A 24,030-nucleotide genomic window follows, 5' to 3' on the forward strand; every position below is an offset into this window, starting at 1 on the left:
AACCACATCAGCCGATCAACCCGGCCAGACTTCTCCACACGCCGAACGCGCCGAGATCGTTGAACGTAACGAACAGCATGAGCGCGAGAATTGCGATCAAACCGCCACGATAAGCCCATTCCATAACCTGCGGCTCCACCGGGCGGCGGCGAACGGCTTCCACTGCGTAGAACAGAAGATGGCCGCCATCCAGCACCGGGACTGGCAACAGGTTGATGAATCCCAGATTAATCGAAATGAGCGCGATCAGGAACACCAGCTCGAGCGGTCCCATCGCGAGACTCTGGCCCGAAACCTGGGCGATCTTGAGCGGGCCGCCCAGTTCGCTCACCGGGATTCGGCCGAGAATGATGCGCTTCAGCCCCTCGATCGTGGTGCGCACGATATCGGCGGTCTGCGCGATGCCGACGATCGGGGCCTCCCAGATCGCCACCGGCTGCACCACCGGCGGCACCGCGTAGAAGCCCAGCACCCCGCGGGTGGAGAGATTGCCGAACCGGTCCTTCTCGGTGAGCGTGCCGATCGTCGCCTGCGCCTCGCGCGCCTCGCCGCCACGATCATAGCCGATCGTCACGGTCTCGCCGGCGCGGATCACGGTGAAGGTCATGACGTCGCGGAAGCGCTCGACCGAGCGCCCGTCGAGCGCGGTGATGCGATCGCCTGCCTGCAGCCCTGCCCTGGCGGCGGCGCCGGCGGGATCGATCTTGCCGATCACCGGCGGCGTGACATTCTGGCCGAAGGCAAGCGCGAAGGCGGCGAGGATCGCGATCGCCACCAGGAAATTCATGATCGGGCCCGCGGCGACGATGATCGCGCGCTGCCACAGCGGCTTGGCCTGGAAGGTCTGCGCGCGCTCCTTGGCGGGCAGCGAGAGCCATTCGGGCGAAGGCTGGCTGGCCGGGTTCATGTCGCCGGCGAAGCGGACATAGCCGCCCAGCGGCAGCCAGCCGAACTTCCAGCGGGTGCCGCGCTTGTCGGTGAAGCCGGCGACCTCGCGGCCGAAGCCGATCGAGAACTCGTCGGCCTTCACGCCGAACCAGCGCCCGGCGAGGTAGTGGCCCAGCTCGTGCAGGAAGACGAGCGGCCCCAGCACCAGCACAAAGGCGAGGATGGTGACCAGGATGCCGGGGTTTTGAATCAAGCGACGCAGTCCTTCACACGCTCGCCCGCGATCCGCCTAGCCTCGGCGTCGATTGCCCAAACGGCTTCGAGGCTTTCCGGAGCGACCGGGTCATAGCTGGCAAGCGTATCCGCAGAGATTGCGGCAATTTCAAGAAAGTTGAGACGGCCGGCAAGGAAGGCTGCGACGGCCACTTCATTGGCGGCGTTCAGGATAGCCGGGCGAGCGCCGCCTGCCTCCAGCGCCTCTCGCGCCAGCCGCAATGCCGGGAAGCGGACCGTGTCGGGCGCCTCGAAGTCGAGCCTTGCCAGTGCCACAAAGTCGAGCGGCGGCATCGGCGTCGCCATCCGGTCAGGCCAGGCCAGCGTGTGCGCGATCGGCACGCGCATGTCCGAAGGGCCCATCTGGGCCAGCACCGATCCGTCGACATATTCCACCATCGAGTGGATAACCGATTGACGATGCACCAATATTTCAAGTGCGTCATTTGCGACCGGGAACAGCCGTGCCGCCTCGATCAGCTCGAGGCCCTTGTTCATCATCGTCGCCGAATCGACCGAGATCTTGGCGCCCATCGACCAGTTGGGATGTGCGCAGGCCTGGGCCGGCGTCACGCCGCGCATCGATTCCAGGCTCCAGTCGCGGAAAGGCCCGCCGCTGGCGGTCAGGATGATCCGCCGCACGCGCTCGGGTCGATCGAAATCGAAGCATTGGAAGATCGCATTATGCTCCGAATCGGCCGGCAGGATCGTGGCGCCGTGGCGTCGTGCCGCCGCGGTCACCAGGTCGCCGGCCGATACCAGCGGCTCCTTGTTGGCGAGCACCACCGTGCCGCCCTGCTCGATCGCCGCCATGGCCGAGCCGAGTCCGGCCAGCCCGACGATCGCCGCCATCGTCCAGTCGGCGCCCATCCGCGCCGCCTCGCATACCGCCTCCGCGCCGCCTGCCGCGGTGATCGCGGTCCCCGCCAGCTTGTCGCGCAGCGCCGGCAGGCAGCGCTCGTCCGCGACCACGGCATGCTTCGCGCCGGTGCGAATCGCTGCCGCGGCGAGCTTCTCGACGTCGCAATTGGCCGTGAGCGCGATCACCTCGAATCGCTCGGTTTCGCGCTCGATCAGGTCGAGCGTCGAGCTGCCCACCGATCCGGTGGCGCCCAGGATCGTGACGCGGCGCTTCATCGGACCAGCCAGAGCACCAGCAGCGCCGCCACCGGGGCAGTCGCGACCAGCCCGTCGAGCCGGTCCATCACGCCGCCATGGCCGGGCAGCAGGTTGCCTGAGTCCTTCACCCCCGCCACCCGCTTCAGATGGCTTTCGAACAGGTCGCCGAGCTGGGCGAGCACGGCGAGCAGCGGCGTTGCCCAGGCCAGCGCCTCGGGCAGGCCGAACAGCCAGACCAGCGCGAAGGCGAACAGCGTCGCGCCGGCCACGCCGCCCAGAAAGCCCGCCCAGGTCTTGTTCGGGCTGATCGCCGGGGCGAGCCGGGGCCCGCCGATCGCACGGCCGGCGAAATAGGCGGCGCTGTCGCACGCCCAGACCAGCGCCATCGTCCAGAAGGTCAACAGCAGCCCCTGCACCGGCTGCTCGCGGATCAGCACCAGCGCCAGCACGGTGAAGCCGACGTAAAAGGCACCGAGCGCCAGTTGCAGGCTGCGCGTGATGATCATCAGGAAGAAGAACACCCCGATGACGAAGCCCAGCGCGAGGAAGCCCGGCCCGGCAGCCAGCCCCGGCGCCATGATCGCCAGCGGCACGCTCATCGCATATTGGGCCAGCCGTCGGCCGCGCGCATTGGCGCCCGCGAGCATCGCCCATTCGCCCATCATCAGCACCGCGGCGAAGCTCACCACCAGCCAGAAGCCCAAGCCTCCCGAATAGAGCGCGGCAAAAGCCAGTCCGATCAGCGCGAAGGCGACGATCAGCCGTTTGGGAAGATCGGCGTTCTTGCTCACAGGCCTCCGAAGCGCCGCTGGCGCCGGCCAAACTCGCCAAGCGCATCCGCCAGCGCCTTCTCGTCGAAGTCGGGCCAAAGCGTGTCGACGAACAGGAACTCGGCATAGGCCGCCTGCCACAGCAGGAAGTTGGAGAGCCGCTGCTCGCCCGAGGTGCGGATTAGCAGGTCGAGCGGCGGCAGGTCGCCGGTGTCGAGCGCAGCCTCGAACGCCTTCTCGTCGATCGTCGCCGGATCGACCTCCCCTGCCCGCGCCCGCTCGGCGAGCGTGCGGGCGGCATCGGCCAGCTCGGCCTGCGCGCCATAGTTGAGCGCGATCACCAGCGTCGGTCCGGGATTGCTCGCGGTCCGCGCGATGGCGCCGTCGATCAGCGCGACCAGGTCCGGCGACAGCTTGCGCCAAGCCCCGATCACTCGCAGCTTCACGCCTTCGGAGACCAGCTCATCCAGCTCGCTCGCCAGGAAGTGGCGGAGCAGGCCCATCAGGTCCCGCACCTCCTCTTCCGGCCGCCGCCAATTCTCCGAGGAGAAGGCGTAGAGCGTCAGCACCTCGATGCCGAGCTTGCGCGCCGCGCGGCTGATCCGCCGCACCGCCTCGACGCCCTGCTTGTGCCCGGCGATCCGCGGCAGCAGGCGCTTCTTCGCCCAGCGGCCATTGCCGTCCATGATGATGGCGACATGGCGCGGGGGAGCGGCACCCTCCGACGCGGGGGCGGGCTTAGCGGCCACCGATCGAACTACCACCGTCATCCCCGCGAAAGCGGGGACCCATCTCCCGCCCGCGCCACGTCACACAACGGCTGTTGCATGGCAGGCGCGTCCGGGAGCTGGGCCCCCGCTTTCGCGGGGGTGACGGAAAATAGGGAAGAAAAGGCGGAATCCAGGTTCACTTGCCGAGGATTTCCTTTTCCTTGGCCGCCGCCGCCGCGTCGATGTCGGCGATCGTGCTGTCGGTGAGCTTCTGCACCTCGGTCTCGTGGCGCTTGCGCTCGTCTTCCGAGTACACGCCCTTCTTCTCGTCGGTCTTCAGGCTGTCATTGCCGTCACGGCGCACGTTGCGCACGGCGATGCGCGCCTTCTCGGCATATTGGCTGGCGAGCTTGGCGAGCTCCTTGCGACGCTCCTCGGTCAGGTCCGGGATCGGCAGGCGCAACGTCTGGCCGTCGGTGATCGGGTTGAGGCCGAGCCCGGCCGAGCGGATCGCCTTCTCGACGGGACCGACATTGCTCTTGTCCCAGACGGTGACCGAGAGCAGGCGCGGCTCGGGCGCGGCAACGGTCGCGACCTGGGTGATCGGCATGTGGGCGCCATAGACCTCGACCGTCACCGGATCGAGCAGCGTCGTGCTCGCGCGGCCGGTGCGCAGGCCCTGCAGGTCGTGCTTCAGCGACTCAAGCGCGCCGTTCATCCGGCGCTCGAGGTCGGCCTTGTCGTAAGCGGCCATTTTCGGCTCCTCTTATGCGTATTGGGTTTCGTTCTGGACGATCGTCGAAGTGCCCTCGCCGCGCAGCACGCGGGTGAGGTTGCCTTCGTCACGGATGTTGAACACCACGATCGGGATGTTGTTGTCGCGGCACAGCGCCACGGCAGAGGCGTCCATCACCTTCAGATTGTCTGCGAGGACGCGGTCATAAGTCAGCGTATCGTAACGCTTCGCGGTCGACACCTTCTTCGGGTCGGCATCATAGACGCCGTCGACCGAAGTGCCCTTGAACAGCGCGTCGCACTGCATCTCGGCCGCGCGCAGCGCCGCGGTGGTGTCGGTGGTGAAGAACGGCAGGCCGGTGCCCGCAGCGAACAGGACGACGCGGCCCTTCTCCATGTGCCGCTCGGCGCGGCGGCGGATATAGGGCTCGCACACCGACGCCATCGGGATGGCGGACTGGACGCGCGTGTCGACGCCCACCTTCTCCAGCGCATTCTGCATCGCCAGCGCGTTCATCACCGTGGCGAGCATGCCCATGTAATCGGCGCTGGCGCGGTCAAAGCCCTGCGCCGCGCCGGCCAGCCCGCGGAAGATGTTGCCGCCGCCCACGACCATGCAGATCTCGAGCCCGCTTTCCTTGGCCGTCTTCACTTCGAGCGCGACGCGCTCGCAGGTCGCCGGATCGATGCCGAACTGCCCCTGCCCCATCAGGACCTCGCCCGAGAGCTTGAGGAGGATGCGTTTGAATCGGGGAGCGGTCATCGGTACCTTTGGTTACTACGGATACTGGGAAGCGGCGCGGACCCTAGAGGAGCCCGCCCGTGGTAACAAGCGCCGAGATGCCCGATTCTGCGCCGCTTTGGCGGTCAGTCGGCAGCGACGACGGCGGGCGCGCGAGACTCCGCGACCGCTGCCGGGCGCGGCAATAGCCTGGGACCGACGAACAGGCCGAACAGGAAGCCGCCAAGGTGCGCCTCCCATGCCAATCCTCCCGGAGCGCCCTGCAGCCACGCCATCGTCGCAAGCAGCGCGAACAGGAACACGTTCTGCTTTATCAGGTCCCAGCCGACGCGCCGTATCCGCCGGGAATTGACGGGCAATGCGCCTTCGCCGGCTTCGGGTGCCCGGATCAGCAGCGCGAACATTCCATACAACGCCCCCGATGCGCCGACCATCGGCACCGTTCCCGTCGGGTGGATCGCCAGATACAGCGCCGCCCCTGCCAGGCCGCAGAGCAGGTACAGCGCCAGGAAGCGCAGCCAGCTGAGCGGCGGCGATCCCAGTCGCGCGGTCAGCGCGCCACCGATCGCCGCCAGCATCGTCATGTTCATCGCCAGGTGCATCGCGCCGCTGTGCGCGAACATGTGGAGGAATAGCGTTTCGAATCGTCCCTGCGCGAGCGCCGCGCCCGAGACCCCCCAATCGAGCATTCCGCCCATTTCATGCGTGGCGATGTACCAGATCGCGGCCAGGACACAGGCGATGCCCAGCCCCCAGCCCGGCACCTGCACATGCCAGGGCAGCGGCTCCGGCTCTCCCGCCGTGAAGACGAACGGCTGGTCACCGTCGGGGAACAGTATCTCGTGTTCATCCAGCAGTTCGAGGCTGGCGCGAATCGATTCCATCGAATCGCGCGGCGCGATCACCGTCACCCGCTCTCCGGGCACGAACCCGACGAAGAGATGCGAAGACCAATGCCACCATTGGCGCTCGGACAGGCGCCAGCGGCCATCGGCCTCGGAGCGTTCGTAATAGCCCTGCTCGTCGAGCACCTCTTCCAGCCACGCCGCCTGCTCCGGCGTCACGGTCATCGCGGAAGGCCGGGAGACGTACTGGAAGACCCAGCCCAGCATCAGGAAGGGCAGCAAGCCCGTGGGGAAATGCCCGATCGCGAGGCTCAGCCAGAGGACAAGGCCGAGCGCGACCAGATTGGGAACCAGCTGCCGGAAACCGTAGATCGGGATCAGGTCGCGCAGCAGGCCATGCTGCGATCGAATTGTCAGCTCGGTCTCGTCGCCTGCCATGCCCCCTTGGTTTGTCGCGCCAGGAGCGGCTTTGCAATCGTCCGGCGAGGCGCACGGCGGCGTGCCCTCCCCAAAAGCAAACGGGCGCCGCCACCCGAAGGTGACAGCGCCCGCGCTTTCAGGTCCGGGAAGACCCTAACGACTTAGCGGCTCACGCCCGAAGCAGCGGCGACTTCAGCGGCGAAGTCGCTCTCTTCCTTCTCGATGCCTTCGCCGAGCTGGAAGCGGACATAGTCCTTCAGCACGATCGACGCGCCGGCGTCCTTGGCCGCCTTGGCGATCACGTCCTGGACCGGGGTCTTGCCGTCCATCACGAAGAGCTGCGTCAGGAGAGCATTCTCCTTCTTGAACTTCTCGATCGGGCCGTTGAGAATCTTCTCGGCGACTTCCGGCGACTTGCCGACGATCTTCTCGGCGTTCTTCTCGCGCAGGATCGCAGCCTCACGCTCGACGACTTCCGGATCGAGGTCGTCGATCGACAGCGCCAGCGGGAAGGCAGCGGCGACGTGCATCGCGATCTGCTTGCCGAGCGGCTCGAGCACATCGACGCCGGCATCGCTCTCGAGCGCGACGAGCACGCCGATCTTCCCCAGGCCTGGGGCCTGCGCATTGTGGACGTACGGGATCACCGCGCCCTGCGAGACCTGCACCATCTTGGCGCGGCGCAGGACCTGGTTCTCGCCGATGGTCGAGATGTTGTTGGTCAGCACTTCCTCGACGGTGCCGGTCGGCAGCGGCGCGGCCTTGATCGCGTCGATGTCGTCGCCCAGCTCGATCGCGACCGAAGTCACGTCGCGCACGAAGGTCTGGAAGATCTCGTTCTTGGCGACGAAGTCGGTCTGCGAGTTCACCTCGACGGCCACGCCCTTGGTGCCGGCGACGGCGACGCCGACCAGGCCCTCAGCGGCGGTGCGGCTCGACTTCTTGGCAGCGGCGGCCAGGCCCTTCGAACGCAGCCAGTCGGTGGCCGCCTCGATGTCGCCATTGGTCTCGGTCAGCGCCTTCTTGCAGTCCATCATGCCGGCACCGCTCTTCTCGCGGAGTTCCTTCACGGCTGCTGCAGTGATCTCGGCCATGTTTATTTCCTCAATGCTGGTCGCGACAGGCGCGACGCCCAACTTCAAAATCCGTTCGCCCTGAGCTTGTCGAAAGGCGCATCGCCGCAAGCACATCGCTTGGAGGATGGCCGCCCTTCGACAGGCTCAGGGCGAACGGGGAAGGATGCGGTGGCCGCTACCCTTCCCACATTACACTTCCGCGACGCTCTTACGCGTCGATCTGACGCTCGGCTTCGACAGCGGCCTCGGCCGGCGCTTCGAGGGCCGGCTCGACCGGTGCCTCTTCCTGCGCGCCCAGATCGACGCCGTAGCTCGCCTGGCGGTCCTGGTTGCCGCGGGTCGCCGCGATGGCGATCGCTTCGCAGTACAGGCGGATGGCGCGCGACGCGTCGTCGTTCGCCGGAACCGGGAAGGCGATGCCGTCCGGGCTCACGTTCGAGTCGAGGATCGCGACGACGGGGATGCCAAGCGTGTTGGCTTCCTTGATCGCCAGCTCTTCCTTGTTCGCGTCGATCACGAACATCACGTCGGGCAGGCCGCCCATGTCGCGGATGCCGCCGAGCGAAAGCTCGAGCTTGTCGCGCTCGCGGGTGAGCTGCAGCACTTCCTTCTTGGTGAGGCCGTGCGTGTCGCCCGACAGCTGCTCCTCGAGCGTCTTGAGACGCTTGATCGAGTTGCTGATGGTCTTCCAGTTGGTGAGCATGCCGCCCAGCCAGCGATGGTTGACGAAGTGCTGGTTCGCACGACGCGCGGCGTCGGCGATCGGCTCCTGCGCCTGGCGCTTGGTGCCGACGAACAGCACCTTGCCGCCGGCGGCGACGGTCGAGTTCACGAACTCGAGCGCGCGCGCGAAGAGCGGCACGGTCTGCGAGAGGTCGATGATGTGGACGCCGTTGCGGTCGCCGAAGATGTAGGGCTTCATCTTCGGGTTCCAGCGGTGGGTCTGGTGACCGAAGTGTGCGCCCGATTCGAGCAGCTGCTGCATGGTGACGACAGGTGCCGCCATAGGGATAACTCCTTCCGGTTGTGCCTCTGGGAAGCGAGTGACCGAACGGCGTTCGGCACCGGTGTATGTTGCTTCCCATGCGGGTTGAGAGCGGCGCCCCTAATCGAAAGCGCCATGGAGTGCAAGTGGGGTGTTCCCTGCCTCTGCGCAACCGCCGTTCCGGAAAAATGGAACATGCGAAGAACGTATGCTTGACGCCGGAACGTTAATGGAACATAAAGGGTTCACAACGCGGACAGGGAACGTCAGCGGGCGCCAAGGGGTTGGAATCGCAAGGTTCTCGCCAGGTAAGGCGCGTTTTGGGAGCCAAGTGATGACTGCACTGCTTACCGTTCTGCTGTTCGGCACCGCCTTCGCCGTTGCCGCCTGGACGATCGTCACGTCGATCGCCACCGCGCTTCCCCGCATCCGTGAACTGACCGGCCGCAACCTCGCCCAGCCGCTGCCCGAGTTGGTGCCGACCCGGATTACGGTTCGCTATGCGGCCCCGGTGCGTCGTCCCGCGGCGTTCCCGCTGCGCGCTGCCGCCTGACCCGGCGATAGCTGCGCACGCTGAACGGGATCGAGACCAGATAGAGGATCGCGATCCCCGCCAGCGTTGGCCATGGCGCGGCGACCAGCGCCGCGACGAGCACCACCAGCACCGCGATCGCCTCGAAGCGCACCCGCTGCTTCAGCCGCACATGCGGCGCGAAGGTCGCGACGCTCGAGATCATCAGCACCGCGATGAACGCCGTCCAGGGCGCGATCACCACCGGCGAGCGCAGATGCGGCTCATCGGTGAACAGCCACAGATAAAGCGGCAACAGCGCCAGCACCGCGCCGGCCGGCGCCGGCACCCCGGTCAGGAAGCCGGCCGACTTGTGCGGCTGTTCCTCGGAATCGATCTGCGCGTTGAACCGGGCGAGGCGCAGCGCGCAGAACAGCGCATGGACCAGCGCGATCATCCAGCCGAACCGGCCGAGCGTCTGCAGCGACCATAGATAGAGGATCAGCGCGGGAGCGACGCCGAACGAGATCGCGTCGGACAGGCTGTCCAGCTCGGCACCGAACCGGCTCTCGCCGCGCACCATCCGCGCGATCTTGCCGTCGATACCGTCGAGCATGCCGGCGATCAGCACCATCAGGACCGCCAGTTCCCATTTGCCGTCGATCGCGAACCGGATCGCGGTCAGTCCCGAGCACAGCGCCAGCGCGGTCACCGCATTGGGCGCGATCGCGCGCAATGGGATCCCGCGCACCGGCCGCATCCGCCGCATGCGGCGGGGCCGGAGCGTGCGCGGAAACCGTGCGTCGCCGCGGTGGTCGCTCACTGCGAGATGCCGGTGACGGCCGCCCCGCCCTTCCGCGCGATGATCGTCTCGCCCGCGATCGTGCGCTGGCCGAGCGTGACCTGCGCCACGTAATCCTCGGGCAGGAACACGTCGACGCGGCTGCCGAAGCGGATCAGGCCCACGCGCTGACCGGCGACGATCATGTCGCCCGGCTTGGTGAAGCTCACGATGCGCCGCGCGACCAGGCCGGCAATCTGGGTGAAGCCGATGCGAAGGCCGTGCCTGTCCTCGACGATGAAGTGCTGGCGCTCATTCTCTTCGCTCGCCTTGTCGAGATCGGCGTTGAGGAAGCGGCCGGAGATATAAATGACGTGGCGGATCGTGCCGGTGATCGGCGTGCGGTTCACATGGACGTCGAACACGCTCATGAAGATCGACACGCGCACCATCGGCTTGTCGCCCAGCGCCTGCGGGCCGCGCAGCTCGGGCGGCAGTTCCACCGGCTGGATCATCGTGACCAGCCCGTCCGCCGGCGCGATCAGCATGCCGTCGCCCTGCGGCGTCACGCGCACCGGATCGCGGAAAAAGGCCGCGACGCCGAAGGTGAGGAACACCAAGGGCCAGGTGATGAAGTCCCAGATGAACAGGCTGGCCAGCGCGATCGCGCCGGCGATCGCCACATATTTGCGGCCCTCGGGGTGAATGTCGGGGAAGCGCCACTTCACCGTGGGAGTGCCGAGCGGGGGCTTGTCCATGGATGCCATGCTCGGGCTCTAGCTCCGTGTTGGTATCAATACAACGCATCGGCGCCCGCCTCTTTCCCAATGTCGTGGACAAGCGTAGGGCGTGGCCAGCGACAGGGGGCAAGGCGATGCTGACGGGCGACACGATCCAGGCCTTTGCCGGGGAGCCCGGTGGAGCACCGCAGCCATTCCGCCCGCCCCATCCCGAACCGCTCGACCGTGTGACGCCCTGGCACGCGCTCACCAAAGCGGTGCGCAACCCCATCGAAGCATGGCCCCGCGCGCTGTTTGAGGGCACAAGCTGGCGTCCGCCCTTTCCCGGCGCACCCGTCTTCCTCACCGATCCCACGGCCGTCCGCGCTGTAATGGTCGATCATGCCGAGGATTTTCCACACGGCCATCTCTGGCGCCGGGTGATGCATCCTGCCTGGGGCGACGGACTGGTCGCCGTGGACGGCGCGGACTGGCGCCGGCAGCGCCGTGCCGCGGCCCCTGCCTTTCGCGCCGCCGAGATGGCCGCGCTCGCGCCCCGCATGCGCACCGCCGCCGAAGCCGCACTCACCCGCTGGCGCAGCGCGGATCAGCCGATCGACATCGCTGCCGAGACCGGCCGCATCGCCTTCGACGTGATCCTCGATACCGTGCTTTCGGGCGGCGAGGACTTCGCCCGCGCCGATACGGAGACGCGCGTCCATGCCTTCCTGAACCAGCTCGAGTTGCGTCGCCTGAGCTATCTCTTCCTTCCGGATCGCGCGCACCGCGGCAAGCTGAACAGGCCCGCGCCCGAAGGCGCGGCATTGCGGGCCGATGTCGATCGGATGATCGCCCACCGTCGCCGTACAATGCCGCGCGGCGACCTTGTCGACCTGCTACTTGGCGCCATCGATCCGGACACCGGCCGGCCGATGGAAGACCCGCTGCTGCGCGACAATCTGCTCGGCTTCATCATGGCCGGGCACGAGACCAGCGCCGTCACGCTCGGCTGGGCGCTCTGGCTCGCAGCCGCGCATGCGCCGAGCGCCGCGCGGATGCGCGCCGAGACGGAGGCAGTCACGGGCGGTGCGCCGATCGGCCCCGAGCATGTCGAGCGCCTCGTCTTTACCCGCCAGCTGATCCAGGAGACGCTTCGCCTCTATCCACCGGGCTATCAGCTTACGCGCGTCTGCACGCGCGATGCCGTGATCGACAGCCGCCGGATCCGCGCCGGCACGCGCATCCTGATCCCGGTCTATGCGCTGCACCGGCACCGGCAATATTGGCGCGCCCCCGACGCGTTTGATCCCGATCGCTTCGCCCCCGGCATGCCCACGCCCGACCGGCATCTCTACCTGCCCTTCGGCGCCGGCCCGCGCATCTGCTTGGGCGCTGCCTTCGCGATGACCGAGCTGGTGGTTGTGCTCGCCACGCTGGTCCGAGCGGCGCGGTTTACGCCGCTTTCGGTTCCGCGACCCGTCGCCAGCACCAGCATCCGCCCCCAGCATGGCCTGCCGATGCGGGTCGATTTCGACTGAGGTACAGCGCCGGCTTGCCCACAAGTTAAATGGCTTAACCACGTCAGATGCGGTGAAATGCATCCGTCGCGCTTGCATGTTCGTTCGAATTGCCCAAATGCGGACGACTTGTCCCGAATTTGAAACAAGGTCGCCCATGCCCGCTTCCACTGCCGCCAAGGCCCGTACGCGTAATCGCCGCCCCGCCGGCACGCCTTCGCCCTGGGGCATGTTCTTCCGCGGTTTCCTGAAGCGACCGGTGATGGTGGGCGCGGTTGCGCCCTCGTCGCGCTTCACGATCAACAAGATGCTCAAGCCGGTCGACTGGGAGAACACCAAGCTTTTCGTCGAGTATGGCCCCGGCGTCGGCACCTTTACCCGTCCGATCCTCGACAAGCTGTCGGCAGACGGCAAGCTGATCGTGATCGACACCAATCCGGATTTCATCCGCTACCTGAAGCAGAGCATCAACGATCCGCGACTGATCGCCGTGCAGGGCTCGGCGGCCGATGTGAAGCAGATCATCGCCGAGCATGGCTTCGAGCATGCCGACTATATCGCCTCGGGCCTGCCCTTCTCCACCCTGCCGCCGGGCGTGGGCGATGCGATCGCCAAGGCGACGCGCGAAGTGATCCGCAAGGGCGGCGCGTTCCTGGTCTATCAGTACAATCCGCGCGTGAAGAACTTCCTCACCCCGCACTGGTCGCACATCGATCATGCGATGGAGTGGATCAACATCCCGCCCGCCCAGCTCTGGTGGGCCTGGAACGACTGATACCGGTTGCACGGGGCGGGCTTGATCCCCCCGCCCCATCCTCCTAGACGCTCGCCCAAACCTCCCTCAAAAGGAACAGCGAGCAATGGCGAAGATCAAGGTTGTCACCCCCGTCGTGGAGATCGACGGCGACGAAATGACGCGGATCATCTGGCAGTGGATCCGCGAGCGCCTGATCAAGCCGTATCTCGACATCGATCTGAAGTACTACGATCTCTCGGTCGAGAATCGCGACGCGACCGACGACCAGGTGACGATCGATTCCGCCAAGGCGATCCAGCAGTATGGCGTCGGCGTGAAGTGCGCGACGATCACCCCGGACGAGGCCCGCGTCGAAGAGTTCAGCCTCAAGAAGATGTGGAAGTCGCCGAACGGCACGATCCGCAACATCCTGGGCGGCGTCGTGTTCCGCGAGCCGATCGTGATCAAGAACGTTCCCCGCCTGGTTCCGGGCTGGACCGACCCGATCGTCGTCGGACGCCATGCCTTTGGCGATCAGTATCGCGCGACCGATTTCAAGGTGCCCGGCGCCGGCAAGCTCACGATGAAGTGGGTCGGCACCAATGGCGACGAGCTCGAGTACGAAGTGTTCGACTTCCCGAGCGCCGGCGTTGCCATGGGCATGTACAACCTCGACGAGTCGATCCGCGACTTCGCCAAGGCGAGCATGAACTACGCGCTCGATCGCGGCTGGCCGCTCTATCTCTCGACCAAGAACACGATCCTCAAGGCCTATGACGGCCGCTTCAAGGACCTGTTCCAGGAGACCTTCGACGCCGAGTTCGCGCAGAAGTTCAAGGATGCCGGCATCGTCTATGAGCACCGCCTGATCGACGACATGGTCGCCTCGGCGCTCAAGTGGTCGGGCAAGTTCGTCTGGGCCTGCAAGAACTATGACGGCGACGTCCAGTCGGACACCGTCGCGCAGGGCTTCGGCTCGCTCGGCCTGATGACCTCGGTGCTGATGTCGCCGGACGGCAAGACGATCGAGGCGGAAGCCGCCCACGGCACCGTCACCCGCCACTATCGCATGCACCAGCAGGGCAAGGCGACTTCGACCAACCCGATCGCGTCGATCTTCGCCTGGACGCAGGGCCTGTCGTTCCGCGGCAAGTTCGACAACACGCCGGACGTCACCAAGTTCGCCGAGACGCTCGAGCAGGTCTGCATCGAGACCGTCGAGAGCGGCAAGATGACCAAGGATCTCGCGATCCTGATCGGTCCGGACCAGCCCTGGATGACCACCGAGCAGTTCTTCGAGGCGATCCGCGAGAACCTCGAAGCCAAGATGGCCGCCTGGGCCTGACGACCAAGATCTGGCGGGCCCCGGTCGGGCCCGCCAGATCCTCTCGGCGCTAGCCGGCGTCGTGGCCGGCGCCCGATGCGGCGATCCGCACCTCCCTCACCGGAAGCTGGTTGCGCAGTTCCGCACGGCAGGCGCCGGTATAGTCCCGCGCCCCATCCGCCCCGCATGTCTGCGCCACCGCAAGCGCCAGCCGCTTGCCGAACACGCGCCGGTCGCCGAGGCGGCCGAGATCGAGATCGGCGATCGGAACCCGCGCCCCGCGCATGCCGGCAGCCTCGCCCGCAGCGACATCGCGCTGCCCGCGCACGACCTTGGAAATCCGGATTTCCATCCGCCGCGCAGTCTCCTTGCGGCAGCGCGCCGAGAAGCCATGCATATGCAGACTGGCCGGCGCATAGTCGCCGCACACTGCGATGATCGCGTTGCTGACGCGCCGGTGCAGCGTCGCCACGTCATGCGCCTGGGTCAGGTCGAGATCGCCATAGGAGACGATTCTGGTCTTCGGCCCGTCCTGGTCGGCACGGGCGGGATTGGCTGCGGCCAGGCCGAGCAGCGCGATCGGGAAGATAACGAACTTCATTGTCTTGCATCCTTTCGTTTCCGGGTTGCGACCCGGATCGCCATGCGCTGCGACAAGGCGCAGCATCCCCGACCGCGCCGAAGGGGCGCGGGGCTGGTGTCGTCCCGGCGGGGAGGATCACGACGGCTCGGAGGCGTTTTCCCGATTTTCGAGGCTCCGGGCCAGTTCAGGAACTGAACTATCCCGGTACAGAAACTGAAGCCGCACTCAGTCGCCAGCTGCCTCGTCGGTCGACCACCCGCCCTGATCCGAGCTGGAAGCTGGCTGACGTAGATTTCGGCACATTGCCCTTTTCATTCGCGCGCGCAGCATGTGGCGAAGGCGACTCGCCGGTGGGCGCGCCGAACGGCGCGGATTTCGGGAAACCCCACGGAAATTTCCCGGAAAAGCGCGGGCGCCAGCAATTGCGCCGTCGAAACGGTTCATCGTCCGCGGGGGCAGCTTGGGCTGGGAAATGACGCGGGCTTCATCTGGGGTTCATGTTTCGTCCCGCCAACCGGTGAAATCCCGTTGCAACGCACAACGCCGGATCGCCAGGAGTAGCCTTTGCCGTTTCTTGCCAGCCCGTTGCGTTTCCTTCTTCACTATGTCGCGGTTCGCCCGCTTGGCTTCCTGCTGCTCGCGCTGCTCGTGATCGCCCAGGCATCGAGTTCCGTCGGTGTCCAATATGCGATGAAGCTGCTGATCGACGCGATGACCGTGCCGGGAAGCGTGCTTGCCCAGGTCCAGGTCGCGCTGCTGGCATTTATCGGCCTGGTCGCGCTCGAAAGCTTGTTGCTGCGCGGCGCCGCGGCGCTGCTCTGCCGCCTTTCGGTGGCATCGGGCGTACGCATCCGGCTCGACATGTTCGATTACCTCACCGGCCACCAGCTCTCCTTCTTCCAGAACCAGCGCGCGGGTTCGCTCGGGCACCGCGTCGGCGCGCTCACCGGCTCGTTCAACGCGCTGATCCACCGCTTCCTCATGGAAATCGCGCCGCCGCTGATCGCCTTCGGCGGCGCGCTGATCATCTTCCTGACGATAGACGTCGCCATGTCCGCGCTGCTCGCGATCGTCTTCGTACTGACAAGCGTCGTGCTGGTCGCGCTCGGCCTGCGTGGCGATTCGCATCACAAGGAATTCGCCCGCCAGGCCGGCAATTCGGGCGGCGAGCTGGTCGACGTGATCGGTAATATCTGGGCGGTGAAGGCCTTTGCGGCGCGCCGGCAGGAAAGCGATCGCCTGCGCGCCCTGTTCGAGATCGAGGCGACCGCCCAGCGGCGCGGCTGGTTCTTCGTCGAACGGATCCGTGCGTTCCACGATATCGCGCTGGTCGTGCTCGTCGGCGGCACCTTGTTCTGGGCGATCAGCCGCTGGGCGGCGGGCGCGATCACCGTCGGCGACGTGGTGGTGGTGAGCGCGATGACCTTCCGCATGCTCAACGGCTCGCGCGACATGGCGATGGCGCTGATCGATACCAGCCAGCAGTTCAGCTACCTCGGCGAGACGCTGGAAGTGATCGGCGTGCCGCACACGCTGCGCGACGCGCCCGGCGCCGGCGCGCTTCAGGTGGATCGCGGGACGCTGCGGCTCGAGGAAGTCACCTTCGGCTATGATCCGCACCGCCCGGTGCTCCACGACGTCTCGATCGACATCCCTGCCGGGCAGAAGGTCGGCATCGTCGGCCCCTCCGGCGCGGGCAAGTCGACCATTCTCCAGCTCGTTCAGCGGCTCTACGATGCCCAGGCCGGGCGGCTGCTGATCGATGGCCAGGCGATCGACGGCGTGACGCAGGAAAGCCTGCACGCGGCGCTGGCGGTGGTGCCGCAGGAAGTGCTGCTGTTCCATCGCTCGATCCTCGAGAATATCCGCTTCGCCCGCCCCGATGCCAGCGATGCCGAAGTGCTCCGCGCGGCGACCGCGGCACGGTGCGACGAGTTCATCCGCGAGATGCCGCAGGGCTATCTCAGCATCGTCGGCGAGCGCGGTACGAATCTCTCCGGCGGCCAACGCCAACGCATCGGCATCGCGCGGGCGTTCCTGAAGGATTCGAAAATCGTCCTGCTCGACGAGGCGACCTCGGCGCTCGACACCGGATCGGAGCTGGCGGTTCAGGAAGGGCTCGACGCGCTGATGGCCGATCGCACCGTGCTGGCAGTAGCGCATCGCCTGTCGACGGTGGTGACCTTCGATCGCATCCTGGTGGTCGAGGATGGCCGGATCGTCGAGGACGGCGCCCCGCACCAGTTGCTGCGCGACGGCGGCGCCTTCCGCCGGCTCTGGGCGCTCCAGGCCGAAGGCATGGAGCAGTCGCTCGCCGGTGCGCTGCGCCCCGCCAAGCCAACATTGGTGCGCGCCGCGCGCTAAATCGCCGATTTCCTGTCCAATCGTGGCCCCCTGGCCTTGCAATGTCGGATTGCACCTGCATTTCTGGTGCAAACCACCCCCGGTCGCACCGAAATGCGCTTCGGGGGCAATCAGGGGGATTTGAAATTCACTTCGCACCCGTTCGCGGCGAACCAAAATCATGCTGAACCTGGGCAATAGCGGCCTCAGCGATACGCTGGTCATCCTTGGCGCCGCCGGACTGGTGATCCCGGCGTTCGCGCGCTTCCGGATCAGCCCGGTCATCGGGTTCATCCTCGTCGGCGCGCTGGTCGGCCCGTTCGGGCTCGGCAGCCTGGTGCCGCGCAATCCCTGGCTCTACCACGTCACCATCTCCGACGCGCACGCGATCGAGCCCTTCGCCGAATTCGGCATCATCCTGCTGCTGTTCTCGATCGGGCTGGAGCTTTCGTTCAAGCGCCTGTGGACGATGCGCACGCTCGTCTTCGGCGTCGGCGCGGCGGAACTGCTCGGCTCGGGCCTGATCCTCGGTGCCGTGCTCTACCTCACCGGGCTCAGCACCGGCGGCGCGATCGGGCTCGGCCTCGCGCTGGCGCTGTCTTCCACCGCAATCGTGCTGCCGATCGCCGGCACCACCAGCGCAGTCGGCCGCTCGGCCTTCGCGATGCTGCTGTTCGAGGACCTCGCGCTCGTCCCGATCATCTTCCTGCTCGGCGCGCTCGCGCCGGCAGCGGGCGGCGAAGCGGGCTGGATCAAGCTCGCCCAGACGCTCGGTTTCGGCATCGTCACCGTCGGCATCCTGTTCGTCGGCGGCCGCATCCTGCTGCCGCGCATGTTCGCCCAGGCCGCGCGCACCAAGAGCCCCGAGCTGTTCCTCGCCGCCAGCCTGCTCGTGGTGATCGTCGCCAGCCTCGCCACCACCGCGGCCGGCCTGTCGCCGATCGTCGGCGCGCTGATCGCCGGCCTGCTCATCGCCGAGACCGAGTATCACGGCGAAGTCGAAGCGATCACCGCGCCGTTCAAGGGCCTGGCGCTCGGTGTGTTCCTGATCACCGTCGGCATGCGGCTCGACCTCAACTTCATCGTCCACAACTGGGCGCCGCTGCTCGGCGCCTCGCTGCTGGTGATGCTCGTGAAGGCAGCGGTGACCACCGGGCTGCTCAAGCTGTCGGGCGCGCGCACCGGCACGGCGGCAGAGGCCGGCGTGCTGATGGCCAGCCCTTCGGAGACCACGCTGATCGTGCTCGGGGTCGCGGGCGCGGCGGGGCTGATCAGCCCGAGCACCTCGGCCTTCTGGACCACGGTCACCGCGATCGGCCTCACCGCCACGCCGTTGCTCGCCAAGGCCGGCAGCGCCGCCGCCAAGCTGATCGAGCGCGCCAAGGCCGAGGACGCGCCCGATCCCGCGCTCGACGAGGTGCAGAACGGCACGGTGGTGATCGGCTTCGGCCGCGTCGGCCGCACCGTGGCGGACATGCTCCGCCGCCACAACCTGCCCTATATCGGCGTCGACGCCGATATCGACAACGTCAACGCCGCCCGCCGTGGCGGCTACAACGTGCTGTTCGGCGACGTCACCCGCTCCGAGCTGGTCGACAAGCTCAACCTCGGCCACGCCAAGGCGCTGGTGCTGACGATGGACGATCCCGTCCTCACCGTGCGGCTCACCAAGCGCGTGCGCGGCTGGGTGCCGCACCTCCCGATCATCGCCCGCGCCCGCGATACCGCTCATGCCGCCGAACTCTACCGTGCCGGCGCCAGCGAGGCGGTGCCCGAGGCGCTCGAGAGCTCGCTCCAGCTCTCCGAAGTGGTGCTGGTCGACCTCGGCCTGGCGGTAGGCCCGGTGATCGCCTCGATCCACGAGAAGCGCGACGAGATGCGCAAGAAGATCAAGGACGTCGCCGGCATGGAGCGCGAGCCGCGCTTCCGCCGCGTGCGCATCGACAAGGGCGGGGTCGAGGAGATCGAGGATGCACCGGCCTGACGCCGATTGCGCTTGCCCGCGCCTCGGCCACGGCGCATCTCTTGGCCAGGAGTTTTCGGGAGTAATGCCATGTTGTTGAGCCTGCTGATCCTGGCCGCCGCCACGCCCGCGCCGCAGAGCGCCGATCCGCTCGCCCCGGCGCGCAGCGGCCAATATCAGTGCGTGGTGCCCAACCAGGAGAAGAAGACCTGCCTCGGCACCACCAGCTACAAGGTCAGCGGCGACAGCTATGAATCGACCACGCAGCTGTTCCTCGCGCCCACGCCGCTGGTGACGATGGAGATCCACACCACGGGCGTGGTGAAGAACGGCCAGGTCTGCGAGACGGTGAAGCTCTCCGATTTCCAGGCGGGCACCGTCTTCCTCAACGGCCAGCCCGCCGACGCGGCAACCTCCGAAGCCGTGAAGAGCCAGATGACCGCCGCGGTCAGCGCGCTCGACGGCAAGGCCGCCTGCTCTGCGATCAAGCCCGATGCGGACGGGCTGCTGCTCAACGAAGTGTCGATCGACGGCACCGTGCGCGCCGATCTCAGCCAGAAGTTCGTCTGGGTGAGCGCGAAGGACGGCTACAAGCTCGGAATGTGATGATGATCGCCACGCTGCTCCTGCTCGCCGCCCCCGCCCTTCCCGGCGCGCCGCTGCCCGCCGATGCGCTCGATCCCGCGCGCGCCGGCAAGATCCGCTGCGTCACGCCCGACACCCAGGCGCGCACCTGCGCCACGATGGTCCGCTATTCGGTGCATGCCGATGGCCGGTTCGACGCGGTGGTGACCGGCGTCGTCGCCACCGAGCCGACGATCCTGCTCGAATATCAGACCATGGGGCAGATCGAGGACGGCGCCGTCTGCTCGACGATCCGCCCGGTCGACTTCACCTCGGGCAAGCTCACCAAGGACGGTGCCGCGCTCGCGCCCGCAGTGGAGACCGCCGTGCGCCAGCGGCTGATGCTCGCGCTCCAGCCACTCGCCGGGCGCAAGCGCTGCTACCGCGACCGCCCCGATGGCGACGGCCTCGTGTCCGACATCATCATCGACGGCCAGGTGCGCGGCGACCTGAACCAGCGCGCGATCTGGGTCTCGCCCGAGGACGGCTGGGCACCGGGGATGTGATCGCCGCGCGGAAGACGCGGCCGGCACGTTAGAGAGCATCTCTGAAACCGCTGTTCCCCGGCGAAAGCCGGTGCCCAGGGTTTCTCTGACGTCTTGCTCTGTTACCCTGGGCCCCGGCTTTCGCCGGGGAACAGGAAGGACCTGGAGAAACGGAAAAGCTCTCCCTCCCCCCGGCAAGCCGGGGAGGAATATCATTCAGGCCGTCACCTTCGCCAGCTCGGCCTTGACCGCGTCGAGCGCAGCCGCGCCCTTGTCGCCGTCCGGGCCGCCGCCCTGGGCCATGTCGGGGCGGCCACCGCCGCCCTGGCCGCCCAGTACTGCCACCGCGACCTTGACTAGGTCCACCGCGTTGGCCGGCACGCCGTCGGTCACGCCCACGGCTACCGAAGCACGCCCCTCGTTGACCGCGACCAGCGCGACCACGCCGCTGCCGACGCGCTGCTTGGCCTCGTCGACCGCGCCGCGCAGTTCCTTGGGCTCGAGCCCGTCGATCACCTGGCCGATGAAGTTGATCCCCGCGACCTGCTCCGGCCCGGCCGCCTGTGCGGCACCGCCGCCGCCCAGCGCCAGCGCCTTCCGGGCCTCGGCCAGCTCGCGCTCGAGCTTGCGCCGTTCCTCGACCAGCGCACCGACGCGCGCCACGACATCGTCGGGCGAGGTCTTGAGCGCCGCCGCCGCCTCGCGCAGCTGCGCGTCGCGGCCATTGAGCCACAGCCGCGCGCCTTCGCCGGTCAGCGCCTCGATCCGGCGCACGCCGCTCGACACGGCGCTTTCCGAGACGATCTTGAAGATCGCAATGTCGCCCGTGGCGTTCACATGGGTGCCGCCGCACAGCTCGACCGAGTAGGACGCATCGTCGCCCAGCCCCATCGAGAGCACGCGCACTTCGTCGCCATACTTCTCGCCGAACAGCGCCATCGCGCCCGCTGCGATTGCGTCGTCCGGAGTCATCAGCCGCGTCTCGACCGCGCCGTTATGGCGGATCTGCGCGTTCACATCGGCTTCGATGTCCGCCATCTCCTCCGCCGACAGCGCCGAGGGGTGCGAGAAGTCGAAGCGCAGCCGATCGGGCGCCACCAGGCTGCCCTTCTGCGTCACATGCCCGCCCAGCCGCTTGCGCAGCGCCGCATGCAGCAGGTGCGTCGCCGAGTGGTTGGCGCGAACCCGATCGCGATGATCGGCATCGACGGTGAGCTGCACTGCGTCGCCCACGGCGATCTCGCCGGTCTCGATCCTGGCATGATGCGCATGCAGGCGGCCGAGCGGCTTGGAGGTGTCGGTCACCGCCGCGCTCACCTTGTCGCTCGAAATCACGCCGACATCGCCCATCTGGCCGCCGCTCTCGGCGTAGAAGGGCGTCTGGTTGGTCAGGATCGTCACGCTGTCGCCGGCACTGGCCTTCTCGACCTTGGCGCCGTCCTTGACGATCGCGACCACCTGGCCCTCGCCGACCGTGCCGGCATAGCCGGTGAACTCGGTGCCGCCCAGCTCGTCGGCCAGGTCGTACCACAGCTCTTCCGAGGCCTTCTCGCCCGAGCCCTTCCAGGCGGCGCGCGCGGCGGCCTTCTGCGCGGCCATCGCGGTGTCGAAGCCGGCGCGGTCCACCGTCATGCCCTGGCCGCGCAGCGCATCCTCGGTCAGGTCATAGGGGAAGCCGAACGTGTCATAGAGCTTGAACGCGGTCTCACCGGCCAGCACGCCGCCCTCGGCCATGCCCGCGGTCGCTTCGTCGAGCAGGCGCAGGCCGTTCGACAGCGTCTGGCGGAAGCGGGTCTCTTCCTGCAGCAGCGTCGCCTCGATCAGCGGCTGGGCGCGGACCAGCTCCGGATAGGCAGCGCCCATCTCGGCGACCAGCGCGGGCACCATCCGGTGCATCAGCGGATCCTTGGCGCCGAGCAGGTGCGCATGGCGCATCGCGCGGCGCATGATGCGGCGAAGCACATAGCCGCGCCCCTCATTGGCCGGCAGCACGCCGTCCGCGACGAGGAAGCCCGACGAGCGCAGGTGATCGGCGATCACGCGGTGGCTCGCCTGGTTCTCGCCGGTAGTCGCGGCACCGGTCAGCGCGCCCGAGGCGGCGATCAGTGCCTTGAACGTGTCGGTATCGTAATTGTCGTGGACGCCCTGGAGAACGGCGGCAACGCGCTCCAGGCCCATGCCGGTATCGATCGAGGGGCGCGGCAGGTCGCCGATGATCTCGTCATTCTCCTGCACGTGCTGCATGAAGACGAGGTTCCAGATCTCGACGAACCGGTCGCCATCCTCTTCGGGCGATCCCGGCGGGCCGCCCCAGATATGGTCGCCATGATCGTAGAAGATTTCCGAGCAAGGGCCGCACGGACCGTCCGAGCCCATCGCCCAGAAATTGTCCTTGGTCGGGATGCGGATGATCCGCTCCTCGGGCAGCCCGGCAATCTTCTTCCACAGATCGAACGCCTGATCGTCGGTATGATAGACGGTGGCGGTCAGCCTGTCCGCCGGGATGCCCCATTCCTTGGTCAGCAACGTCCAGGCGTGGGTGATCGCCTGTTCCTTGAAATAGTCGCCGAACGAGAAGTTGCCGAGCATCTCGAAGAAGGTGTGGTGACGCGCGGTATAGCCGACATTGTCCAGATCGTTGTGCTTGCCGCCGGCGCGGACGCACTTCTGCGAGCTGGTCGCGGTCGAATAGGGGCGGCTCTCAAGCCCGGTGAACACGTTCTTGAACGGCACCATGCCCGCGTTGACGAACATCAGGGTCGGGTCGTTGTGCGGCACCAGCGGGGCGCTCGGAACACGGGCATGACCCTGGCCCTCGAAATAGTCGAGGAAGGAACGGCGGATATCGTTGGTGGACGTCATAGGCGCGACTTAGTTGCGGACCGCGCTTTGCTCAAGCGAAACACTTCGATCAGGGTGATTGGCGAAACAGGTGTGGCGTGCGCGCCATCCTCGCGTACCCAGCAGCACCATTTCGGAAGCATCCTATGTTGATGCGTTCACAACCGTCGCCGATGCACGATCAATTCGGAGGGGGATAACCGCCACATGGAAATATCAAGCTCGGCCTTTAGCGGCCGCACCAGCGCCGTGCCGCCGCTCGCTGCTTCATTTCATATCGAAGCGTGCCCTCCGGAGCCACAGGACGAAACCGATCCCATGGCTGTCGAGCCACTGGAATCCATAGCTGGCCTCACCTGTGTTATCGAATATGCGGGAGCTCATCGCCTGATTTCTTGTCGCCGCTTCAAGACCCGCGGCGAATTCAGCTATGTCGGCGCGATCTGCCTCGCGGCTTCAGGCTATCGCGAGTTCAGAACTGACCGCATAGGCTATGTATTTGATCCGCAATCAGGCGAAGTCCTTGGTGAGCAGGGCTATTTCAGCCGCTTCTCTGTCGATGAAAGCCATGAAGCACGCCCCACCTGGGGATTGGCACCCAGCCGGCGCGTGACACTCGTCGCGGGCCTAAATATCCTCGCCTTCATGGCGCGCTGCGATGGCCAATGGCATCCATTGGAAACGAAACCTGTCGAGGACTTCATATGCTCGCTGTGGCTTCGCCGGGAATGGGAAGGCGAACCTCCACTGGAAGAAATCCTCGCACACGCACAGCGCCTGTCACCAGACTCCGGCACCTTCTTCAAGGGCGTTGAGAATTACGCTCGTAGCCGGACCCGCTCGAAAATACTCCGCAAAGCGGTTTCAGATCTGATCGCAGCCGATGGCGTCGTCTGCGATGAAGAGTTTGATTGGGGCCGCCAGTTCTCTGAATATCTTACCGAACGCGCCCGTCACGAAGGCGTCGACCTCGATCCCATCTTCTGACGCCCGTAGTAAAGACGTTGCAATGTAGGATTTCACCTGCTTGGCCCATCCGG

Annotated in this window: 22 protein-coding genes; 9 read left to right on the forward strand and 13 right to left on the reverse strand. The window is 66.8% G+C overall.

All coding sequences use genetic code 11. From position 1 onward, the window contains the following. Positions 1-7: 7 nt before the first annotated feature. The 9 genes from P6144_RS04870 to rpsB form a co-directional block, all read right to left on the reverse strand. Entirely contained in the window at positions 8-1,141 is a 1,134-nt protein-coding gene (locus tag P6144_RS04870; protein ID WP_277766577.1) for a M50 family metallopeptidase, read from the reverse strand. Beyond that, complete coding sequence (gene dxr / locus P6144_RS04875; RefSeq protein ID WP_277766578.1) at positions 1,138-2,298, reverse strand: 1-deoxy-D-xylulose-5-phosphate reductoisomerase; 1,161 nt, start codon at positions 2,296-2,298, stop codon at positions 1,138-1,140. The genes P6144_RS04870 and dxr overlap by 4 nt, the downstream gene beginning before the upstream one ends. Continuing rightward, positions 2,295-3,071: a phosphatidate cytidylyltransferase gene (locus P6144_RS04880; protein WP_277766579.1), complete on the reverse strand. Its 777-nt coding sequence runs from the start codon at positions 3,069-3,071 to the stop codon at positions 2,295-2,297. The genes dxr and P6144_RS04880 overlap by 4 nt, the downstream gene beginning before the upstream one ends. After that, complete coding sequence (locus P6144_RS04885; RefSeq protein ID WP_277766580.1) at positions 3,068-3,820, reverse strand: isoprenyl transferase; 753 nt, start codon at positions 3,818-3,820, stop codon at positions 3,068-3,070. The genes P6144_RS04880 and P6144_RS04885 overlap by 4 nt, the downstream gene beginning before the upstream one ends. 136 nt (positions 3,821-3,956) lie before the next feature. After that, on the reverse strand, positions 3,957-4,514 hold the full coding sequence (gene frr / locus P6144_RS04890; RefSeq protein ID WP_277766581.1) for a ribosome recycling factor: 558 nt from the start codon (positions 4,512-4,514) through the stop codon (positions 3,957-3,959). Positions 4,515-4,526: 12 nt separating this feature from the next. Next, a complete protein-coding gene (gene pyrH, locus P6144_RS04895; RefSeq protein WP_277766582.1) occupies positions 4,527-5,258 on the reverse strand; it encodes a UMP kinase in 732 nt (243 codons plus the stop codon). A gap of 104 nt (positions 5,259-5,362) precedes the next feature. Then, positions 5,363-6,520 carry a rhomboid family intramembrane serine protease gene (locus P6144_RS04900; protein ID WP_277766583.1) on the reverse strand — a complete coding sequence of 386 codons (1,158 nt, stop codon included), beginning with the start codon at positions 6,518-6,520 and terminating at the stop codon, positions 5,363-5,365. Positions 6,521-6,663: 143 nt separating this feature from the next. Then, a complete protein-coding gene (gene tsf, locus P6144_RS04905; protein ID WP_277766584.1) occupies positions 6,664-7,596 on the reverse strand; it encodes a translation elongation factor Ts in 933 nt (310 codons plus the stop codon). A 190-nt stretch (positions 7,597-7,786) separates the two neighbouring features. Then, positions 7,787-8,584, reverse strand: coding sequence for a 30S ribosomal protein S2 (rpsB, locus tag P6144_RS04910; protein WP_277766585.1), 798 nt, complete (start codon positions 8,582-8,584; stop codon positions 7,787-7,789). A 313-nt stretch (positions 8,585-8,897) separates the two neighbouring features. Between rpsB and P6144_RS04915 the strand changes: the two genes are divergently transcribed. Further along, positions 8,898-9,116: a hypothetical protein gene (locus P6144_RS04915; RefSeq protein WP_277766586.1), complete on the forward strand. Its 219-nt coding sequence runs from the start codon at positions 8,898-8,900 to the stop codon at positions 9,114-9,116. Here P6144_RS04915 and P6144_RS04920 read toward each other — a convergent pair. Together P6144_RS04920 and P6144_RS04925 are read right to left on the reverse strand one after the other, a co-directional pair. Further along, on the reverse strand, positions 9,052-9,843 hold the full coding sequence (locus tag P6144_RS04920; RefSeq protein WP_277766587.1) for a phosphatidylcholine/phosphatidylserine synthase: 792 nt from the start codon (positions 9,841-9,843) through the stop codon (positions 9,052-9,054). The genes P6144_RS04915 and P6144_RS04920 overlap by 65 nt on opposite strands. Before the next feature lie 50 nt (positions 9,844-9,893). Then, positions 9,894-10,622, reverse strand: coding sequence for a phosphatidylserine decarboxylase (locus P6144_RS04925; protein ID WP_277766588.1), 729 nt, complete (start codon positions 10,620-10,622; stop codon positions 9,894-9,896). 107 nt (positions 10,623-10,729) lie between these two features. On the opposite strand from P6144_RS04925, the gene P6144_RS04930 reads away from it, so the two are divergent. From P6144_RS04930 to P6144_RS04940, 3 genes are all read left to right on the forward strand, one after another. Next, a complete protein-coding gene (locus tag P6144_RS04930) occupies positions 10,730-12,112 on the forward strand; it encodes a cytochrome P450 (protein WP_277766589.1) in 1,383 nt (460 codons plus the stop codon). A 136-nt stretch (positions 12,113-12,248) separates the two neighbouring features. Continuing rightward, entirely contained in the window at positions 12,249-12,866 is a 618-nt protein-coding gene (locus tag P6144_RS04935) for an NAD-binding protein (protein WP_277766590.1), read from the forward strand. A gap of 85 nt (positions 12,867-12,951) precedes the next feature. Then, positions 12,952-14,172 (forward strand): NADP-dependent isocitrate dehydrogenase, encoded by a 1,221-nt coding sequence (locus P6144_RS04940; protein ID WP_277766591.1) that lies wholly within the window; start codon positions 12,952-12,954, stop codon positions 14,170-14,172. 49 nt (positions 14,173-14,221) lie between these two features. On the opposite strand, the gene P6144_RS04945 is transcribed toward P6144_RS04940, so the two are convergent. Continuing rightward, positions 14,222-14,752 (reverse strand): UrcA family protein, encoded by a 531-nt coding sequence (locus tag P6144_RS04945; RefSeq protein WP_277766592.1) that lies wholly within the window; start codon positions 14,750-14,752, stop codon positions 14,222-14,224. A gap of 567 nt (positions 14,753-15,319) precedes the next feature. Here P6144_RS04945 and P6144_RS04950 point away from each other — a divergent pair. From P6144_RS04950 to P6144_RS04965, 4 genes are all read left to right on the forward strand, one after another. Next, a complete protein-coding gene (locus P6144_RS04950; protein ID WP_277766593.1) occupies positions 15,320-17,098 on the forward strand; it encodes an ABC transporter ATP-binding protein in 1,779 nt (592 codons plus the stop codon). 160 nt (positions 17,099-17,258) lie between these two features. Continuing rightward, positions 17,259-19,061: a cation:proton antiporter gene (locus P6144_RS04955; protein ID WP_277766594.1), complete on the forward strand. Its 1,803-nt coding sequence runs from the start codon at positions 17,259-17,261 to the stop codon at positions 19,059-19,061. 69 nt (positions 19,062-19,130) lie between these two features. Next, positions 19,131-19,646 (forward strand): hypothetical protein, encoded by a 516-nt coding sequence (locus P6144_RS04960; protein ID WP_277766595.1) that lies wholly within the window; start codon positions 19,131-19,133, stop codon positions 19,644-19,646. Next, the gene (locus P6144_RS04965; protein ID WP_277766596.1) at positions 19,646-20,170 is read left to right on the forward strand and encodes a hypothetical protein; all 525 of its coding nucleotides are present in this window, start codon (positions 19,646-19,648) and stop codon (positions 20,168-20,170) included. Before P6144_RS04960 ends, P6144_RS04965 begins: the two co-directional genes overlap by 1 nt. A gap of 195 nt (positions 20,171-20,365) precedes the next feature. Here the strand turns inward: P6144_RS04965 and alaS are convergent, their stop codons facing one another. Further along, a complete protein-coding gene (alaS, locus tag P6144_RS04970; RefSeq protein WP_277766597.1) occupies positions 20,366-23,011 on the reverse strand; it encodes an alanine--tRNA ligase in 2,646 nt (881 codons plus the stop codon). Positions 23,012-23,197: 186 nt separating this feature from the next. Between alaS and P6144_RS04975 the strand changes: the two genes are divergently transcribed. After that, positions 23,198-23,977 carry a hypothetical protein gene (locus P6144_RS04975; protein ID WP_277766598.1) on the forward strand — a complete coding sequence of 260 codons (780 nt, stop codon included), beginning with the start codon at positions 23,198-23,200 and terminating at the stop codon, positions 23,975-23,977. Positions 23,978-24,030 lie beyond the last annotated feature (53 nt).

Source organism: Sphingomonas sp. HITSZ_GF, from assembly GCF_029543155.1.
Lineage (GTDB): Bacteria > Pseudomonadota > Alphaproteobacteria > Sphingomonadales > Sphingomonadaceae > Sphingomonas.